Origin of the sequence: Halomarina ordinaria, assembly GCF_030553305.1 — an archaeon.
GTDB lineage: Archaea > Halobacteriota > Halobacteria > Halobacteriales > Haloarculaceae > Halomarina > Halomarina ordinaria.
Genome location: NZ_JARRAH010000001.1, coordinates 589,994 through 608,062, shown reverse-complemented (window position 1 = coordinate 608,062; position 18,069 = coordinate 589,994). Strand labels below are relative to the sequence as shown.

The 18,069-nt window shown below is 69.6% G+C and carries 17 protein-coding genes; 7 read left to right on the top strand and 10 right to left on the bottom strand.

Annotated features, from left to right (window positions below; genetic code table 11):
• The first annotated feature begins 82 nt into the window (after positions 1-82).
• Positions 83-1,429: a nickel pincer cofactor biosynthesis protein LarC gene (larC, locus tag P1Y20_RS03245; protein ID WP_304447219.1), complete on the top strand. Its 1,347-nt coding sequence runs from the start codon at positions 83-85 to the stop codon at positions 1,427-1,429.
• Between the two features lie 6 nt (positions 1,430-1,435).
• On the opposite strand, the gene P1Y20_RS03240 is transcribed toward larC, so the two are convergent.
• The 3 genes from P1Y20_RS03240 to radB form a co-directional block, all read right to left on the bottom strand.
• Entirely contained in the window at positions 1,436-2,389 is a 954-nt protein-coding gene (locus tag P1Y20_RS03240) for an FkbM family methyltransferase (protein WP_304447218.1), read from the bottom strand.
• A 230-nt stretch (positions 2,390-2,619) separates the two neighbouring features.
• Positions 2,620-3,360 (bottom strand): hypothetical protein, encoded by a 741-nt coding sequence (locus P1Y20_RS03235; protein WP_304447217.1) that lies wholly within the window; start codon positions 3,358-3,360, stop codon positions 2,620-2,622.
• A 42-nt stretch (positions 3,361-3,402) separates the two neighbouring features.
• A complete protein-coding gene (gene radB, locus P1Y20_RS03230) occupies positions 3,403-4,095 on the bottom strand; it encodes a DNA repair and recombination protein RadB (RefSeq protein WP_304447216.1) in 693 nt (230 codons plus the stop codon).
• A gap of 81 nt (positions 4,096-4,176) precedes the next feature.
• On the opposite strand from radB, the gene P1Y20_RS03225 reads away from it, so the two are divergent.
• The 4 genes from P1Y20_RS03225 to P1Y20_RS03210 all read left to right on the top strand — a co-directional run bounded on the left by P1Y20_RS03225 (position 4,177) and on the right by P1Y20_RS03210 (position 8,772).
• Positions 4,177-4,881 (top strand): helix-turn-helix domain-containing protein, encoded by a 705-nt coding sequence (locus tag P1Y20_RS03225; protein ID WP_304447215.1) that lies wholly within the window; start codon positions 4,177-4,179, stop codon positions 4,879-4,881.
• A 102-nt stretch (positions 4,882-4,983) separates the two neighbouring features.
• Positions 4,984-5,985: a DHH family phosphoesterase gene (locus P1Y20_RS03220; RefSeq protein ID WP_304447214.1), complete on the top strand. Its 1,002-nt coding sequence runs from the start codon at positions 4,984-4,986 to the stop codon at positions 5,983-5,985.
• Positions 5,986-6,146: 161 nt separating this feature from the next.
• A complete protein-coding gene (locus P1Y20_RS03215; protein WP_379736981.1) occupies positions 6,147-7,382 on the top strand; it encodes an ABC transporter substrate-binding protein in 1,236 nt (411 codons plus the stop codon).
• 112 nt (positions 7,383-7,494) lie between these two features.
• Positions 7,495-8,772, top strand: coding sequence for an L-lactate MFS transporter (locus tag P1Y20_RS03210; protein ID WP_304447212.1), 1,278 nt, complete (start codon positions 7,495-7,497; stop codon positions 8,770-8,772).
• 75 nt (positions 8,773-8,847) lie between these two features.
• Here P1Y20_RS03210 and P1Y20_RS03205 read toward each other — a convergent pair whose 3' ends face one another.
• From P1Y20_RS03205 to P1Y20_RS03185, 5 genes are all read right to left on the bottom strand, one after another.
• Positions 8,848-9,978, bottom strand: a complete 1,131-nt coding sequence (locus P1Y20_RS03205; RefSeq protein WP_304447211.1) for an acyl-CoA dehydrogenase family protein — start codon at positions 9,976-9,978, stop codon at positions 8,848-8,850.
• Between the two features lie 260 nt (positions 9,979-10,238).
• Positions 10,239-10,622, bottom strand: coding sequence for a glycine cleavage system protein GcvH (gcvH, locus tag P1Y20_RS03200; RefSeq protein ID WP_304447210.1), 384 nt, complete (start codon positions 10,620-10,622; stop codon positions 10,239-10,241).
• Positions 10,619-11,710: a glycine cleavage system aminomethyltransferase GcvT gene (gene gcvT, locus P1Y20_RS03195; RefSeq protein WP_304447209.1), complete on the bottom strand. Its 1,092-nt coding sequence runs from the start codon at positions 11,708-11,710 to the stop codon at positions 10,619-10,621. Before gcvT ends, gcvH begins: the two co-directional genes overlap by 4 nt.
• Positions 11,711-11,829: 119 nt before the next feature.
• Positions 11,830-12,324: a redoxin domain-containing protein gene (locus P1Y20_RS03190; RefSeq protein WP_304447208.1), complete on the bottom strand. Its 495-nt coding sequence runs from the start codon at positions 12,322-12,324 to the stop codon at positions 11,830-11,832.
• A gap of 47 nt (positions 12,325-12,371) precedes the next feature.
• Positions 12,372-14,225, bottom strand: coding sequence for an aldehyde ferredoxin oxidoreductase family protein (locus P1Y20_RS03185; RefSeq protein ID WP_304447207.1), 1,854 nt, complete (start codon positions 14,223-14,225; stop codon positions 12,372-12,374).
• A 177-nt stretch (positions 14,226-14,402) separates the two neighbouring features.
• Here P1Y20_RS03185 and P1Y20_RS03180 point away from each other — a divergent pair, with 177 nt between their 5' ends.
• Both P1Y20_RS03180 and P1Y20_RS03175 read left to right on the top strand, forming a co-directional pair.
• Positions 14,403-15,635: an iron-containing alcohol dehydrogenase gene (locus tag P1Y20_RS03180; RefSeq protein WP_304447206.1), complete on the top strand. Its 1,233-nt coding sequence runs from the start codon at positions 14,403-14,405 to the stop codon at positions 15,633-15,635.
• 101 nt (positions 15,636-15,736) lie between these two features.
• A complete protein-coding gene (locus P1Y20_RS03175; protein ID WP_304447205.1) occupies positions 15,737-16,012 on the top strand; it encodes a ubiquitin-like small modifier protein 1 in 276 nt (91 codons plus the stop codon).
• A gap of 90 nt (positions 16,013-16,102) precedes the next feature.
• On the opposite strand, the gene P1Y20_RS03170 is transcribed toward P1Y20_RS03175, so the two are convergent.
• Both P1Y20_RS03170 and P1Y20_RS03165 read right to left on the bottom strand, forming a co-directional pair.
• A complete protein-coding gene (locus P1Y20_RS03170; RefSeq protein ID WP_304447204.1) occupies positions 16,103-16,330 on the bottom strand; it encodes a hypothetical protein in 228 nt (75 codons plus the stop codon).
• 124 nt (positions 16,331-16,454) lie between these two features.
• Positions 16,455-18,062, bottom strand: coding sequence for a S8 family serine peptidase (locus P1Y20_RS03165; RefSeq protein ID WP_304447203.1), 1,608 nt, complete (start codon positions 18,060-18,062; stop codon positions 16,455-16,457).
• Positions 18,063-18,069 lie beyond the last annotated feature (7 nt).

The following is an 18,069-nucleotide window of genomic DNA, read 5'->3' as shown; positions in this document are numbered from 1 at the left end:
CTTTTGCTCACCTTTCTCACGGTCGGGCGTGCACGCACCGAACCACGCGGCTTTTTCGCGGTACGCGACCACCCCTCCACACATGACCACCATCGCCTTCGACGGGCGGATGGGTGCGAGCGGTGACATGCTCCTCGGGGCGCTCGTCGCCGCCGGCGCCGACCCCGCGGTCCTCGCGCGGGTCGAGGAGCGACTGCCCGTCGAGTACGAGGTCGACACCGTCGAGAAGAACGGCATCAGCGCCACGCGCGTCGTCGTCCGACACACGGGAGGCGAGGACGAGGCGAGCGACGATGACGCCGACCACGACGCGGACGACGCCGAACACGACCATCATCACCACGGGGACGACGCCGAACACGACCACCATCATCACGGGGACGACCACCACGGCCACAGCCACCACGACCACCACGAACACGACCACGCGGAGGGGGCCGGTCCCCTCCGGACCTATCGCGAGGTCGTCGAACTGGTGGAAGGGATGGGCCTCCCGAGCGACGTCGAGGCCGACGCGACCGCCGTCTTCCGCGTCCTTGGCGAGGCCGAAGCACAGGTCCACGGGACCGACCTGGAGGCGACGCACTTCCACGAGGTCGGCGCGGACGACGCCATCGCGGACGTCGTCGGGACCTGTCTGCTCCTCGCCGACCTCGACCCCGACCGGGTCGTCACGACGCCGGTCGCGACGGGCGGCGGCGAGGTGTCGATGAGCCACGGCACCTACCCCGTCCCGGCGCCCGCGGTGCTGAACATCGCCGCCGAGGCCGACTGGGAGGTCCGCGGCGGCCCCGTCGAGGCGGAACTGCTCACCCCTACGGGTGCGGCGCTCCTCGCGCACCTCGCCGAGGGCGTCGACGCCTTCCCGACGCTTTCGGTCGAGCGCGTGGGGTACGGCGCCGGCGGCCACGACTTCCCCGACCACCCGAACGTGCTCCGCGCGACCGTCGGCGCGACGAGCGGCGGCCTCACGCGCGAGGGGGTCCGCGTCCTCGAGACGAACGTCGACGACGTCCCGCCGGAGGTACTCGGTGACCTCCACGAGTCGCTCGCGGCGGTCGGCGCGCGCGACGTGTCGGTCCTCCCGGCGACGATGAAGAAGTCCCGACCGGGCCACCTCGTGAAGGTCATCGTGCGACCCGAGGACACGGAGCGCGTCGCGCGCAGACTCGCCGAGGAGACGGGCACGCTCGGCGTGCGCGAGACGGGCGTCCGCCACCGCTTCGTCGCCGACCGCGAGTTCGAGACGGTCGAACTCGACCTCGCCGACGGGACTCACGAGGTGGCGGTCAAGGTCGCGCGCGACGACGAGGGACGGGTCTTCGACGTGAGCGCGGAGTACGACGACGCGGCCCGGGTGGCCCGCGAGACGGACCTGCCCGTGCGCGAAGTCATGCGATGGGCGGAGGCGGCGCTCGGCGACCGGTGACCGCCGTCAGCGGCTGGCGACGAGTTCGACGGGGCGGTCGGTCTCGCGGATGGCCGCCGCGACCTCCTCGAACGACTCCGCGTGCAGGTCGACCCCACGCCACTTCATCGTGTGGTTCGTCCCGGCGACCGACTCGTCGACCACGGCCGAGACGACGGACAGTCCGCCACGGTCGAACGCCGACAGGACGTCGTCGAGTTCCGCGTCCGAGAGGACGGGGTGGAGTTCGACGAAGACCACGAGCGGCCCGTCGGCGTCGAGGACCCCCTCCATCCCCTCGACGACGGCCGTCTCGTAGCCCTCCAGGTCCATCCTGACGGCGGCGACGTCCGCGGGGGACAGCCCCCGGTCGGCGACGAACCGGTCGACCGTCCGCTGGGGGACCTCGACGCGCTCTCGGTCGTGTTGACAGCCGCTCCGCCAGACGTCGCCCGGCAGTTCGCGCACCGTGTGCCGGTTGGAGTAGTTACTCAGCCGCAACTCAACGGGTTCGTTCGTCCCGCCGATGGCGCACTGTTCGACCTCGACGGTCGTCTCGAGGCCGTTGGACCTGACGTTCCGGGTGAGCAGTTCGAGGTTGTCGGGCGCCGGTTCGATGGCGAAGACCCGCGCCTGTTCGCCCAGCACCGCCGCCTCGAGGAGCGCGTAGTAGCCGATGTTCGCGCCGACGTCGACGACGGGGACGGTCCCGTCGACCCGTTCTCGCACGTCGGCGAGTGCCGCGGCGAACGCGTCCGACGAGAGCTGTTCGTGGAGGCCGTAACAGCGCAGCGTCCGCGAGATACCGTCGTCCTCGCTGTCGAGCCACATCCGCCAGTCGTGGATGTCCCGTGCGACGTAGCGCGCGGCGGAGTCGGACGTCTCGTTCGGGTTCCAGCCGGACGCGAGTTCGATAGCGTAGCCGCCGAAGTGACGGTACAGCCCCCGTTCGAGCAATACGCCCGCTTTCTGCGTGTGCATCGTAGCCGCGCGCCAGAGGCGTCCCGGCTTCAACGCCGTCGTCGTGGAGCCGAGAACGCTCACTCGACGCCCACTCCATCGGTCGTTCCCCCTGGCGTTCCCCTCGCGTCGACGTGGTACGGACCCCTCCGTGACGAACAGTAGACGTTTGTAGTACTATGGATGTCTCCACCGTACTCTTCCCTCGATAATATCGGTTACGATGGTGTCAGCCGAGCGAGATAGTCAGGTTACTCCCCGCGGTGCTCGTCGAGCGCCTCCTCCAGACTCAACTCGCCGCGGGCGACGCGGCGCGCGAGCGCCTCCGTGATGGTGCGGTTGTCCTCGCTCTCCTCGCGCGACCGGCTCTTGATGACCTGAATCTCGCCGGCGGTCGGCTCGATGCTCCGCCCCTCGATGCGCTCGCCGGGGAGGCGAGCGATGTTGACGGCCGCGAGCACGTCACCCATCCCGCGAGCGCCGGTCCCCTCGTAGGGGGTCGTGCCCGTCTCGTCGACCAGTTCGACGGGTACGCCGGCGTCGGCGAGGGCGTCGACGATGCGAGCGCCGACCAGCCGCGCACCGTCGCCGATTCTGACCACGGGGTCGGTCGCCGTCGACAGTTCGTCGAGGACGACGTCCGCGGCGTCGTTCGCGTCCACCTGGAACGCCGCCACGACGAGGTCACCCGAGAGGACGGCGATGCCGGGGCGCTCGCCGGGGTCGACGCCGACGACGGTACGCCCCTCCGCCCCCCGGAGCGTCGCCAGCGCCTCCTCGACCGCGCCGCGGGGGTCGGTGGGGTCGGCTCGAACCACCGCCACCGCCCCCTCCTCGTCCGGGGGGTCCTCCCCGGGACCGACGATGACGAGGCGCGCGTTCGCCGGGAGCCCCTCGTCCGGTTCGCGGGTGGTGAACTGCGCGCCCCGGTCGCGCAACTCGTTGACCACCCCGTGGTACACCTCGAAGTCCGCGGTAGCGACCACGATCATCGGTGTCTCGCTCCTCGCGGTGCGTGCGACGTCATGGCACGGTCAGGGTTCCTCCGCGGCCACGAGGCCCTCCTCGGCGATGCGGAAGCGCGCGGTTGCGCCGGCCGCCTTCGAGCGGTGTTTCTCGAGCGTCGCGCGGCGGTTGCCCCCCCGGAATCGTTCGAGGCGGACGACCGCCCCGGACCAGTGGGTGAGCGTGTGGCCGCCGAGCGGGCGCGCGCGGTCGCCCTCTGGGTCCGTGAACACCTGGTTGGTGATGACGACCGCGAGGTCGTAGCGACGGGCCAGCGAGAGGAGGTGGGTCACCTGCCGGACGACCTTCCGGAGGGTCTCGCCCTCGTCGTCGCTGCCGCGTTCGAGGCGGTAGAAGCCGGTCGCGCTGTCGAGGACGACGAGGTCGACCCCGGAGGCGACGTCGGCGGCGTCGCGGACGGCCTCGGCCTGCTCCTCGAAGTCGAGCGCCTCCGAGATCATGACGCGCGAGGCGAGACCGTCGACGCCTTCGTCGCCGGCGCGAGCGCGCGCGAGTTGCTCGAAGCGGTCGATGGAGAGCCCCTCCGTGTCGATGTAGAGGGCGCGCTCGCCGCCGGCGACGGTCTCGACGGTGGCGCCGAGCGCGAGGTTGGTCTTGCCCGCCGCGGGCGGGCCGTACACCTGGGTGACGGTGCCGCGCTCGAAGCCGCCGCCCAGCAGGTCGTCGACGGGGGCGCAGCCGGTCGGGATGGAGTCGGTCACTGCGTCGAACTTGGACAGGTTCGGATAAAAACGTCCGCGATACGGCAGCGCTTTAGCCGCCGCCGGTCCGAGAGTGACCGAATGACCGACCTCCGGCGCACCCTGGCGCAGCGCATCGCGGGCGAGGTGGTGCTGAGCGACGACCCCGGCGGGACGCTCCGGAAGTGGCGCACGGACTTCGACGTCGCCCAGACGACGCTCGCCGACCGCCTCGACGTCTCGCCGTCGGTCGTCTCGGACTACGAGAGCGGCCGGCGAAAGAGCCCCGGCATCGGCGTCGTCCGGCGGGTCATCGAGGCGCTGCTCGACATCGACGAGGAGCGCGGGGGCAGTCACATCCGGCAGTTCGCGCGGGTCATCTCCGCCGGCTTCGAGAGCGACATCGTCTACGACCTCCGGGAGTACCCTACGACCATCCCCGTCGAACGACTGTACGAGGCCATCGACGCCGAGGAACTGGTCGCCGGCCGCCAGCGCACCATCGCCGGTCACACCGTCATCAACTCCATCGAGGCCATCACCCGCCTGTCGAGCGAGGAGTTCTACCGCCTCTACGGCCAGTCGACCAACCGAGCGCTCGTCTTCACCGACGTCACCCGGGGGGAGTCCCCGCTGGTCGCGCTGCGCGTCGTGACGCCCACGCCGAGCGTCGTCGTCCTCCACGGCCTCGACCCCGACGCCCTCTGGGAGCACGCCCCCGCGCTCGCGCGCGTCGACGGGTTCTCCCTCGCCATCACCGACACCGACATCGGGACGATGCTCGACGCGCTCCGGACCGTCGGCTGAACGCCCGAACCCGTCTACCCGGCCGCGACCACGTCCCGCGTGACCCTCTCCCGGTCGTGACGGTGAGGCGAGACTTATTTCCGAATCGCACCTACTGTGGACGTGGGTCACGCACAGCAACTCGTGGAGGCGTTCGACGGCGCCGGGTCCGTGCTCGTGGTCTGTCACGCCAACCCCGACCCGGACTGCATAGCGAGCGCGCTCGCACTCGAGACCATCGCCCACAGCGCCGGCGTCGAGACGGTCCGGCTCGTCTACACGGAGGACCTCTCCCACCAGGAGAACCGGGCGTTCGTCAACCTGCTCGACGTGGACCTCAGGGAGGCGAAGGGGGTCAGTCCCGAGGGGTTCGACCGGGTGGCGCTGGTCGGTCACACCGACCCCACCGCCTTCGAGGACCGGGGGTTGGGGACCGTCGACGTCGTCGTCGACCACCGGCCGTGCGAGGGGGTCCCCGAGGGGGCGTTCGTCGACTGCCGGACCGGCTACGCCACGACGGCGGCCATCCTCGTCGAGTACCTCCGGGACCTCTCGGTCGAACCGAGCGAGCGCCTCGCCTCCGCGCTCCTGTTCGCCCTCCACCGCGAGCGCCTCGACCACGTCCGCAACCCGACGGCGAACGAGTACGCCGCCGGCGCGTACGTCCGGCCCTACGCCGACGTGGAACTCGTCGAGGAGATGTACGGCGCGGCGTTCAGCCCCACCACCCTCGACGCCATCGGCGAGGCCATCCGCAACCGCGAGGTCCGGGGGTCGGTGCTCGTCACCTCCGCCGGTATCACGCCCGAGACGGACGCCCTCCCGCAGGCTGCGCGCTACCTCCTGAACCTCGAGGGCGTCCGGACGGTGCTCGTCTTCGGCATCGTCGAGAACGACATCCGAATGAGCATCCGCTCGACCGACCCCCGCGTCAACGCCGGGGCGGTCCTCGAACACGCGTTCGACGACGTCGGGAGCGCCGGCGGCTACCGGGACATGGGCGAGGGCGAGATACCGCTCGGCCTGTTCGCGGACGCCGCCGACGACACCATCGTCCTCCGCTACGCCGCCGAACAGGTCACCGACCGTTTCTTCGACGAGATGCACCTCTACGAGGGGTCCTGAGACCGCCGACGTCGGAGCGCTCGTCTTCGTCGCAATCCGACACACCCGCCGAGCGGCGGACGAGTCATCTGACCGTCGACGACGGTCCGGAGCGTACCCGGACACGCTGGTTTAGGTACGCCGAAACTTCGCAACAGCTATGTTGGTTTAGGCGAGCCTAAATGTCGGTGACGGACAGCGAACTCACGCGTCGCCGCCTCCTCGGCGGGACGGGTATCGCGGCTGGTGGACTGCTCGCCGGGTGTCTCGGCGGTCCGAGCGCGGGCGACTCGAACGGGAGCGCCGGCGGTGGGCCGGCGAACGGGACGGACGGAACGAACGACACCGGAGACGAGGGGGACGGGTCGTACACGGTGACGCTCTCGCCCGTCGGGGACGTCGAGTTCGACGCCGTCCCCGAGTCGGTGATGGCCTACAGCCCCCACTACGCGGACATGGCCGTCGCGTTCGGCCACGGAGCGTCGGTGAACTCCCTCGGGTTCACGGACGGCTACGGCGAGACGGCGGCGTACTTCTACGACGCGCTGGACGGTGTCTCCTTCGAGGTGGACGGCCTCACGCAGTTGTTCAACGAGGGGATGGACAAGGAGGTGTACTACGAACTCGACAGCGACGTCCACCTGATGGACCCCTGCTGGGCGATGACCTTCGACGCGTGGAGCGAGGCCGACGTCGAGGACGTCCGGCGCGACGTCGGTCCGTGGTTCGGCAACCGATACAGCCGACAGCACTCCGAACCGCCGGAGGGCTGTCGGGACGGCTACGAGTACTACTCGCTCTGGGAGCTGTGCGGGAAGGTCGCCGACGTCTTCCGGGAGCGCGAGCGCTTCGAGGCGCTCTCGGCGATGCACGACGACCTCATTGGGACCATCGAGTCGGCCCTCCCGCCCGAGGACGAACGGCCGACCGTCGGACAGGTCGCGTTCTACGACGAACGGTTCTCGCCGTACCGGATAAACGGCCCCGGCTTCGGCCGCGCGCACACCGCGCCGCTCGGGGCCAGGGACGTGTTCGCCGACAGCGACCGGACGTACGCCGAGAACTACGAGGCGAGCTACGACTTCGAGGGGATGCTGGAGTACGACCCCGACGTCGTCCTCCACCACTTCGCCATCACACCGTTCTACGAGTTCGACTCGATTCTGGAGACGGTCCGGGACCACCCCGTCGGGAGTCAGCTCTCGGCCGTCGAGAACGACCGCTTCTACGCCTCCGGTACCGCCTTCCAGGGCCCCATCGTCAACCTCTTCCAACTGGAGATGACCGCCAAGCAACTGTACCCGGACCTGTTCGGCGAGTGGCCTGGCTACGAGGACGGCGACAGCTACCCCGAGGTCCCCGAGGACGAGCGCCTCTTCGACCGGGACGAACTCGCGACCGTCGTGCGCGGCGAGTGAGTCCGCCGGTCGACCGACCCGCCGACTCCGGCGTGTTTTCACGGTGTTCGAGTGTACAACCATGTACGCTAAGCCACAAACTATTACAGTTGTGCACGAGTCCTGTCAGCCGATGCCACAGACAACCGCGTCGAAGAACCGTTGGTTGATCGCGCTGTCCGCCGTCGCTATCCACGTCTCTATCGGCTCGATATACGCCTACAGTGTCTACCAGAACCCGCTCAACGAGACCCAGGGGTGGGCCATCTCGGACGTCACGCTCGGGTTCACCGTCGCCATCTTCATGCTCGGGATGGCCGCCGCCTTCCTCGGGACGTTCGTCGAGAAGTACGGTCCACGGGTATCGGGGCTGGCCTCCGCCGTCCTGTTCGGTCTCGGGACCGTCGGCGCCGGTCTCAGCGTCCAGCTCGGGAACTACCCGCTGTTCCTCGCGACCTACGGCGTCGTCGGCGGCGTCGGCCTCGGTATCGGGTACATCGCCCCCATCTCCACGCTGGTCCAGTGGTTCCCCGACCGGCGCGGGCTGGCGACCGGGATGGCGGTCATGGGCTTCGGTGCCGGCGCGCTCATCACCAGTCCGGTCGCCGCCTTCCTGATGGAGGCGACGTCCGTCCCGACCGCGTTCTACGTCCTCGGCGCCAGTTACTTCCTGTTCATGGCGGCCGGCGCGAGTTACCTGCAGAAGCCCCCGGAGGGGTGGGTCCCCGAGGGGGCCGACCCGGACGCCCTGGAGGACGAGGAGGAGGGGGGCGACCTCGCACAGTTGCGGGCGCGGGAGTCGCTCAGGACGCCCCGGTTCTACCTGCTGTGGCTCATGATGTTCATCAACGTCTCGGCCGGCATCATGCTGCTGTCGGTGGCCTCGAACATGACGCAGGCCATCACCGGCGCCACGGCGGCGACGGCCGCCTCCATCGTCGGCGTCACTGGACTGTTCAACGGCCTCGGGCGCATCGGGTGGGCCAGCGGCTCCGACTACATCGGGCGGACGAACACCTACACCCTGTTCTTCGCCATCCAGGTCGTCGCGTTCGCCCTCCTCCCGCGGGTGACGAACGTGACGATATTCGCCGTCCTGCTGTTCCTCATCATCACCTGCTACGGCGGCGGGTTCGCCTGCCTGCCGGCGTACATCGGCGACCTGTTCGGGACGAAAGAGCTCAGCGCCATCCACGGCTACCTGCTCACCGCGTGGGCGCTCGCCGGCGTCGCCGGCCCCTCGCTGGTCGCGTACGTCGTCGAGTCGACCGGGAACTACACGACGGCGTTCTACGTCGTCGCCGGCGCCCTCGCCGTCGGCTTCCTCGCGACCGTCGCGCTCCGGTTGAAGATTCGGCGCGTCCGGGACGGCACGCCGAGTACGTCGGGCACTCCCGCCGGACAGGACTGAGCCACCCGATTCGACCCACTCCTCTCGATTACTACCCGCGACCGAACGCCTATCCGAACGCCGAGTGCCGACGCGTCACCGCGAGAAGGCGGCGTCGGCGACCGCGTTGCGGTGGACGTCGTTCGACCCGCCGGCGATGGTCAGCAGTTTCGCGTCGCGGAAGTACCGCTCGACGCTGTGTTCGCCGGTGTACCCCACCCCGCCGTGGAGTCCCATCGCGTCAGAAGCGGTGTCGACGGCCGCCTCGGTGGCGTACACCTTCGCCAGGCTCGTATCGCCGCTCGCGGTCGGCGCGTCGCGGGCCGCCGCACTCGCGGCCCGGAGCGTCAGCAACCGGGCGGCCTCGACGCGCTGGCTCATCTCCGCGACGCGCCAGCGGACGCCCTGGTACTCCTCGACGGCCCGCCCGAACTGCTCGCGTTCGTGGACGTAGTCGACGGCGTCGGAGAGCGCCGCACGGGCGACGCCGACGGCCCGCGCGGGGAGGTTCACGCCCGTCCGGAGGGCCCCCCGCCGTTCGAGCGCACGGCCGCGCTCGCCCACGAGACGGTCCGTTCCCACCCGGACGCCGTCGAACTCGACGCGGTAGGTGCCGACGCTGCGCCCACCGATGACGTCCCACTCGCGGACGACGTCGAGCGCCCCGGCCGGGACGAGGAAGGCGCTGATGCCACCTCGCTCCTCGGGCGGGTCGGTCCGCGCGTAGAGGAGGACGACGTCGGCGTCCGCGACGTTCGTCACCCACTGCTTGTGTCCCGAGAGCACCCACTCGTCGCCGTCTCGCTCCGCGCGCGTCTCCATCGCCGCCTTGTCGCTGCCCGCCCCCGCCTCGGCGAGGCCGAGCGCGCCGACCCGCTCGAAGGCCGCCATCGCCGGCAGGAACCGCTCGCGCTGGGCGTCGGTGCCGAAGCGCTCGACGACCTCGGCGACGCCGAGGTGCAACGACAGCGCCGCGGCGACCGACATCAGTCCCGCAGACAGTTCCTCGACGACGACGGCGAGTTCGACGGGGCCGGCCCCCCGCCCCCCGTACGTCTCGGCGACGGTGAGCCCCGTCACCCCGCGCTCCGCGAGCGCGTCCAGTATCTCGCCGGGGTACTCGCGGTTCGCGTCCAACTCGTCCGCGACGGGCGCTATCTCCTCTCGGGTGAACCGGCGCGTCTCCTCGCGGAGAGTCCGCTGGTCTCGTGTCAACTCGAACGGCATCGTCCCGACAACGGGGGACGCACGCTTGAAACCGCACGCTCACCGCGGCGGGTCGGGTCCCTCCCCCCAGAACCGACCGCGAGCGCCCCTCGCCGCGATACGTTCATCGCTGACACAGCGGACGCAACTGTGGTATGGAATCTTCTGTGAGATTTTTAGTATCGTATAAATACGTGTGCCTGATACTTCGTATAGCAGTAGAAGATACATCGTCCAGTCGCATCGCTCCACGGGAGCGAGACGGAGGGAGAAGGTCGCAGTCAGGCGATCTGTTCTTCGTACGCCTCGGGCGTGAGGAGTGCGTCGAGTTCGTCCTCGTCTACGCCTTCGAGTTCGAGCAGCCAGCCGTCGCCGAAGGGGTCCTCGTTGACGAGTTCCGGCGCGTCGAACAGGTCCTCGTTGACCGCGCTCACGGTCCCCGAGAGGGGAGTGTAGAGGTCGGAGACGGCCTTGATGGACTCGATGACGCCGAACTGCGCCTCCTGGTCGAGGGACTCCCCTCCGTCGGGGAGTTCGACGAAGACCACGTCGCCCAGTTCGTCCTGCGCGAAGTCGGAGATGCCGACCCTCGCGGTGTCGCCGTCGATGCGTGCCCACTCGTGCGATTCCAGGTAGTACAGGTCGTCGGGTATCTCGAAGCTCATAGGAAGGGTATGTCGGTGATGCGTGCGTCTTTCCGCTGGCCGCGGACCACGATGCCGATGTCGGTGCCGGGGGCTGCGAACTCGCGCGGGACGTAGCCGAGGCCGATGCCCTCGCCCAGCGAGGGACTCATCGTCCCGCTGGTGACGGTCCCGATGACGGTCCCCTCGGCGTCGGTGATGTCGTACCCGCCCCGGGGAATCCCCCGCTCTCGGAGTTCGAAGCCGACGAACCGCTCGTCGGGGTCGGTGGCGTCGGCCAGCGCGTCGCGCCCGACGAAGTCCGTGTCGAGGGCGACGACGAAGTCGATGCCGGCCTCGTAGGGCGTCCGCGGGTTCGACTCGGCGTCGAAGTCCTGCCCCGAGAGGAGGAAGCCCTTCTCCAGTCGGAGGGTGTCCCGCGCGCCGAGGCCGCAGGGCTGACAGGGGAGCGCCGACCAGACGGCCTCGGCGTCGTCCCACGGACAGAGGAGTTCGAAGCCGTCCTCGCCCGTGTAGCCGCTCCGGGCCGCGAGGACCGGAACGCCCTCGATATCGGCCTCGACGAAGTCGAAGGGGGCCACGTCGCGGACGGCCTCGCCCGCGGCGTCGGCGAGGAGGTCCTCGCTGTCTGGACCCTGGAGCGCGACCATCGCGTACTCGGCGGTTCGGTTCTCGACCTCGCAGTCGAGGTCCCACTCGTCGCGGTGGTCGACCCACCGCGCTTCCATCTCCCCGTCGTGGCCCGCGTTCGGGATGAACAGGAAGCCCTCGCCGGTGTCGGGCTGGCGCGCCTCCGGGAGCGCGTAGACGATGGTGTCGTCGAGGATGACGCCCTCGCTGTCGGTGATGGCCGAGTACTGGCCCTCGCCCGGCGCGAGTCGGGAGACGTCGTTGGTGGTGAGCCGTTGCATGAGGGCCGCGGCGTCGGGGCCTCGGACCTCGAGTTCGCCCATGTGCGAGACGTCGAAGAGACCGACAGTCTCGCGGACGGCCTCGTGTTCGGTCCGGATGGAGTCGAACTCCACCGGCATGTCCCAGCCGCCGAACTCCGTGAACGTGGCGTCCCGCTCGGCGTGGACGTCCCACAGCGGCGGTTTGCGAAGGGCCATACCCGACACCTCGGGGCCAGCGACGTAATGATTTGGTTATCCGTCGCCGATATTCACGAACTCGTGTATTAACAGCTGCTATATCGAAATGGCCGAGAGGTCGACGAGTGCGCCCCGCCTCAGCGTGCCGCCTCCTCGACGGCGTCTCCGACTTCGCCGACCAGTTCCTCGAAGTCGGGGTTCTCGTCGCCGCGAACCCAGCGGTACGTGACGACGCCGTCGGTATCGACGACGAAGACGCTCCGCTGGGCGACCTCTATCATCCCATACATGTCGTCGAGCACCACGTCGTAGGCGTGGATGACCTCGTGGGTCCAGTCCGAGAGCATCGGGAAGTTCAGGTTCTCCGCCCGTATCCAGATGTTCTGGGCGAACGGGAGGTCGACGCTGACCCCGTACACTCGCGCGTCGAGGTCGTCGAACAGCCCCATCGAGTCCCGGAAGGCGCACATCTCCGCGGTACAACCGCTGGTGAACGCGGCCGGGTAGAAGGCGAGGACCGTCGGGCCCTCGCTCACTGCCTCCGAGAGCGTGAACGCCTCGAGGTCGTTGTACGCCTCGCCGCCCGCCTTCGGTACCGTGAAGTCGGGTGCCTCGTCGCCGACGTTTGTCATGGTGACCCCTCGCACGGAGGTCGCTTCACCGTTTCCCCCGGGTCGCCTCAGGCGAACTCGCCCATGTCGAGGCGGGAGAGCGTCGCCTCGGTGGGCGTCCCGTCGTCGTCCCAGCCCCGGACGTCGTAGTACTCGGTGAGCATCGCGTCGAGTTCCTCGGGCGGACAGTACATCCCCTCCGAGGGGCCGTCGGGGATGGGTTCGTGCGTGACGCGATGCGAGAGCGTGTCCGTCTCCCGTCTGGCGACGCCCCGCCGGACGTTGATGAGGCGTTCGAGGTTGTACACCCGCTCGCCGATTTCCTCGACGTCGTCGACCGAGAGGTCCCACCCGGTCGCGAGGCTGAGGGCGTCGCGGTAGTTCTCGTTCACCTCCTTGCCCCAGCCCCCCTCGCTGACGAACCGACACTGGGTGAGCGAGTCGCCGAGGGCGGTGTAGTGCTGCGAGCGGGCGGCGAACTCGGGCGTCCCCTCGGTGGTCTCGTCGTGCTCGCCGCCGTACTGGCGCGTCGGGCGGGTGTCGTGGTGCGACCCGCCGCGCGTCGCGGTGGCGTAGCCGATGCTCATCCCCTTCAGGCCCCGCGGGGAGTGGGCGGCGAACTCCAGGTCCTTCGAGCCGTGGAGGAAGCGCTCGGCGCTCTCGGTGTCCTCCAGCGACGCGGCGAGGCGGAACGACCCCTCGGCGAGCCGGTCGCCGAACCCCTCGCGGTGGGCGGTCTGGCGGGCCAGTTCGACCAGACCGTCGGCGTCCCCGAAGTCGAGGTGCGGCGAGTCGTGGTGGTCGAGCAACCCCTGTTCGTTGCACTCGCGCGCGAACGCGACCGTGACGCCCCACGAGATGGTGTCCATCCCGAGGCGGTCACAGAGGTCGTTGGCCTTCATCACGCGCTTGATGTCGTACACCTCCTGCATCGTCGTCGTGGCGAAGAGGCTCTCGAACTCGGGTATCTTCGCCTCGGTCAGCCCCTCGGACTGGACGGAGACGTGCTTCCCGCAGCGGACGGCGCAGTTCGCGCAGGTGGTGTCCTCAGTGACGTACTTCGATTTGAGGGTCTCGCCGCTGACCGCCTCGGCGTCGGCCTCGTCGGCCTGCTCGTGCTGGTAGTTGTGGGTCCCGAGTTTCCCCATCTCGTTGATGGGATTGACGAGGCCGCTCGTGCCGTACTCCTGGAGCATCTCCGTCTCGTTCATCAGCTCGCCCATCTGCCCGTTGGCGAGCTCCCTGAGACCGCTCTCGTCGGCCGGTTCGGGGGTGAACTCGCCCTCCCGAATCGCGACAGCCTTCACGTTCTTCGACCCGAGGACGGCCCCCGCGCCGCCGCGCCCGGCGACGCCCTCCCGTAACTTCCCGTCGTGGAGGAGGCAGGCGAACCGCACCCGGTTCTCGCCGGCGGGGCCGGCGGCGACGACGTGCGTCTCGTGGCCCCGGCCCTCCGCCTCGCGGACCGCCGCACACGTCTCGTAGGTGTCCATCCCGGCGAACTCGCTCGCGTCCTCCAGGCGCGCTCCCTCCTCGTCGACGTGGACGTACGAGAGGTCCTCGGCGACGCCGTGGAGGACCACCACCTCGAAGCCCGTCGTCTTCTGGGCCTGCGGGAACGTCCCGCCGAACGTGGAGTCGAAGAAGCCGCCGGTCATCGGGGAGACGAACCCGACGACGCCGCGACTCGTGCTCTGGAAGGGCGTGTAGTTCATCGGCCCGACGGCGAACGCGAGGACGTTCTCGGGGTCGAAGGCGTCCGCGTCGTCGGGGACGTGTTCGTACACCTGCTTCGCGGCGAAACCGTTCCCGCCGAGGAAGCGCCGGGCGTCCGCCGGGTCGATGGCCTCCCGCTCCGTCTCGCCGGTGTCGAGGTGGACGTGGAGTATCTCGCCGCCGTACACCGGGGGGAGGTCGCTCACCGCCCGCCCCCGCGGCTCGCCCGCGTCCGTCCGCACCGGTTCGCCGTGTCGTCGTCACCCATGGTACGTAGTGGAGCGGGCGCCGCGAGCAAAGGCGTTGTGCGTTCGGTCGCCCGGCGGTCATGTCAGACGAGGTCCGAAAAGCGGTAGGCCCCCCGGTCCGTGGTGTCCGCCACCATGCCGGACTCTGACTTACAGCACGGAACCCGACTGGTCGTCTCGCCGAGCAAGGTCGTCCTCGGCAGCGGCGCCGCCGACGAGGTCGGCGACTACGCCGCCACCTACGGCGACCGGGCGCTGGTCGTCGCGAGCGAGGTCATCTTCGACATCCACGGCGAGTCGCTCGTCGAGACCATCGAGGACGCGGGCCTCGACGTCGTCACCTACACCGACGTCCGGCCCGACCCCACGGTGGAGAACATCGAGGACGCGTTCGCCCTCTGGGAGTCGGAGGACTGCGACGTCATCGTGACGCTCGGCGGCGGGTCGTCCATCGACACGGGCAAGGGGGTCGGCATCCTCGCGGCCAACGGCGGGTCCATCCGCGACTACGGCGTCGACCGCGCGGGCTACGAGGGCGTCCCGAACCCCTCGCCGCCCATCGTCGCCGTCAACACGACGGCGGGGACCGGCAGCGAGGCGACCCGGTCGGTCGTCGTCTCCGACGAGTCCACCTCGACGAAGTTCCTCATCGTCTCGCAGAACGTCGTCCCGACCGTCGCCATCGAGGACCCCGAGATAACCCGCTCGCTCCCCCGGAGCCACACCGCCTTCACCGGCATCGACGCGCTCACCCACGCCATCGAGGCGTTCGTCTCCGTGAAGTCCTACAGCGTCCCCGACGACTACGCCCGGTCGGCCATCAGGCGCATCAGCGACTCGTTCACGAAGGCGTGGGCCAACGGCGACGACATCGAGGCCCGCACCGAGATGATGATCGGCCAGCTCCAGGCCGGCCAGGCGTTCACCAACTCCTCGGTGGCGCTCGTCCACGGGATGGCCCGGCCGCTCGGCGCGCAACTGCACATCCCTCACGGCCTCGCGAACGCGCTCATCCTCCCCTACGTGATGGAGTTCTCGGTGATGGCGGCCCCCGAGAAGTACGCCGAAATCGCGCGTCTGATGGGTGCAGCCGATGCGCACACGCCGACCCGCGAGGCCGCCGAGGCCGCCGCCGACGCCGTCCTGCAGGTCTGTGAAGACGTCTCGCTCGCCTCCTACCTCGACGAGTTCGGCGACGTTCCCGACCGGGAGGCCTACCTCGACGTGGTCGGGACGATGGCCCAGGACGCCATCGACTCCGGGTCGCCGGACAACAACCCGCGTCGGCCCACCCGCGAGGAGATCGAGGACCTGTTCGTCACCATCTACGACGACGCGCTGGCACCCGACAGCCCCCGGCGGTCGTAGGACGGTTCGCACTGCGCCGGTCGGCCTCCTTCGACCTGTCGACCCCCTCCAACCGCTCGGAGGAGGTCGGGGTTCATCACCCGTCGGCCCCTCGCTCCACCATGGAGGTGGAACTCAGGTTGTTCGCCACGTTCCGCGAGCGGGTCGGCGAGCGGACGCTCGACCGGGCGGTCGCCCCGGGAACGACGGTCCGTGACCTGCTCGCGGCGCTCGAAGCCGACTACCCCGCACTCGACGGGGAACTCCTCGACGGCGAGGGGACGCCCCCCTCGGTGGCCGTCCTCCACGACGGGAAGCGGGCGGACCTCGACGCGGAACTGACACCGGACGACCGGGTGAGCATCTGTCCGCCCGTCACGGGCGGGAACGGCACGTAGGGGGCGACGACGGGACGCGTCGACACCACCGGGTGGCCGTACCGGGGGCTCGACGCGGTGGTCGAACAGGAAAAACTCGAAGCGTGCCGTTCAGCTCTCGAAGGGTCGCTCGTCGCGGTGGTTGTCGATGTTCTCCTGGTCCGCGGCCTCCTCCTCGCGAACCTCGGACTTGCGCTCGACTTCCTCCGCTATCTCCTTCTCTTGCTGCTCGCGGGCGGCCTCCTTCGCCTCGGCTTCCGCCTCCTCGATGTCCTCCGCCTCTTCCTCGTCTTTCTCCTTCGCGAGTTCCACGTCGCGGCCGTGTTCGTCGTCGGACATACGCCGGGCTACTCGACCCGGTCGGATATATCTAGTGGCACCGGTCAGGTCAGAACGAGGGGTCGGGTGAGAACGTCGCAGTCAGAGCCGAGTGCGACGGTCGAGGGATATCGAGGCGACGGGGTCAGGCGAACTCGGTGATGGTCACCGTGTAGTCGCCGCCCCCGCTGTAGGAGTCGACGAGCACGCGCAGGTCCGTCGAGGTGTCGGGTGCGTCGATGCTGATGCGCTCCTGGCTGTCGACGGTCCACGACCGGTAGTCGTAGTCCGACGTCGAGGGGCAGGAGCCGACGCCGTCGTTCACGTAGAGGTCGAAGTCGGCGTTCGACGGGCCGCTCAGTTCGACGACGACGCGACTCGGGGCGTCGTACTGGAACGGATAGCTCCAGCAGTCGGCGTCCCAGTAGCCCGACAGCGAGTCGCTCACGGAGACGGACTCGGAGTCGCCGCTCCCGCCGTCGTCCCCACCGTCGTCGCCGTCGTCGCCGTCGTCGCCGCCGGACCCGCTCCCCGGTTCGGTCGTCACGGCGTTACCGGCGTCGACGCGTCCGCTCCCCTGTTCGTCGTCCGCGAGGCCGATATCGACGGCGGTGTCCTTCAGGTGCGTCCGGAGTTCCTCGTTCGAGAGGTCCCACGCGGCGAGCGTCAGGCCGGCGACGCCGGCGACGACGGGCGTCGCCATCGAGGTGCCCGATATCGTCTCGTAGTCGTCACCCGTCCACGTCGAGAGGACGTTCGTCCCGGGCGCGGCGAGTTCTATCTCGGGGCCGACGTTGGAGTACGACGCGAGGCCCTCGTCGGGGTCGAGCGCCGAGACGGCGAGACACTCGCTGTAGGCCGCCGGGTACGAGACGGGCTGACCGGAGTCGTTGCCGGCGGCGGCGACGACGAGCGCCCCCTGGTCCGTCGCGTAGGAGACGGCGTTCTTCATCGTGTTCGTGTAGCCGCCCCCGCCCAGCGAGAGGTTGACGACGTCGGCACCCTCGTCGGCGGCCCACTGGATGGCGTCGGCGATGTCGCTCGTGCTCCCGCTGCCCGTCTCGCTCAGCGCGCGCGCGGCGAGTATCGTCGAGTTGCCGATGCCGGAGACGCCCTCGCCGTTGTCCACCTCGGCGGCGGCGATGCCGGCGACGTGGGTCCCGTGTATCTCCTCTCCGAGGTCGTCGGGGTAGGGGTCGCCGTCGTCGTCGACGAAGTCGTACCCCGGGTCGGAGGCGACGTTCCCGTCGAGGTCCGGGTGGTCGTACTTCACGCCCTGGTCGACGACCGCGACGGTGACGTCCGCGTCGCCGAGCGTGACGTCCCACGCCGTCGGCGCGTTCACCGTCTGGTCCGCGTACTGGTCGTCGAAGCGCGGGTCGTTCGGGACGAGCAGCGTCTCGAAGGTGGCGTTCTCCTCGACGTACTTCACGTCCTCCCGTCTGGCCATCGCCCGGCGGAAGTTCTCGCGGGCGCGGTCGGTCCCCTCCCCGGGGAACTCGACGGCAGCGTAGCCGAGTGCCGCGTTCTCGTGTGCGATACGGGCCTGCTCCGGGAGGTCCTTCTCGATGGCCCGCCCCGGTCCCTTCCGCTTCGACTCGTCGCTCCGACTGACGCCGACGAGGAGTTCGTCCCCTCTCGCCCCCGGCGAACGGCCGGGCGTCGCGCCCGTGATACCGGTGAAGGCGCCGACGCCGGCGAGTCCGGACAGTCGAAGGAAGCTACGGCGGCCGAGTGAGGTTCTCTCACGCATAGTGACT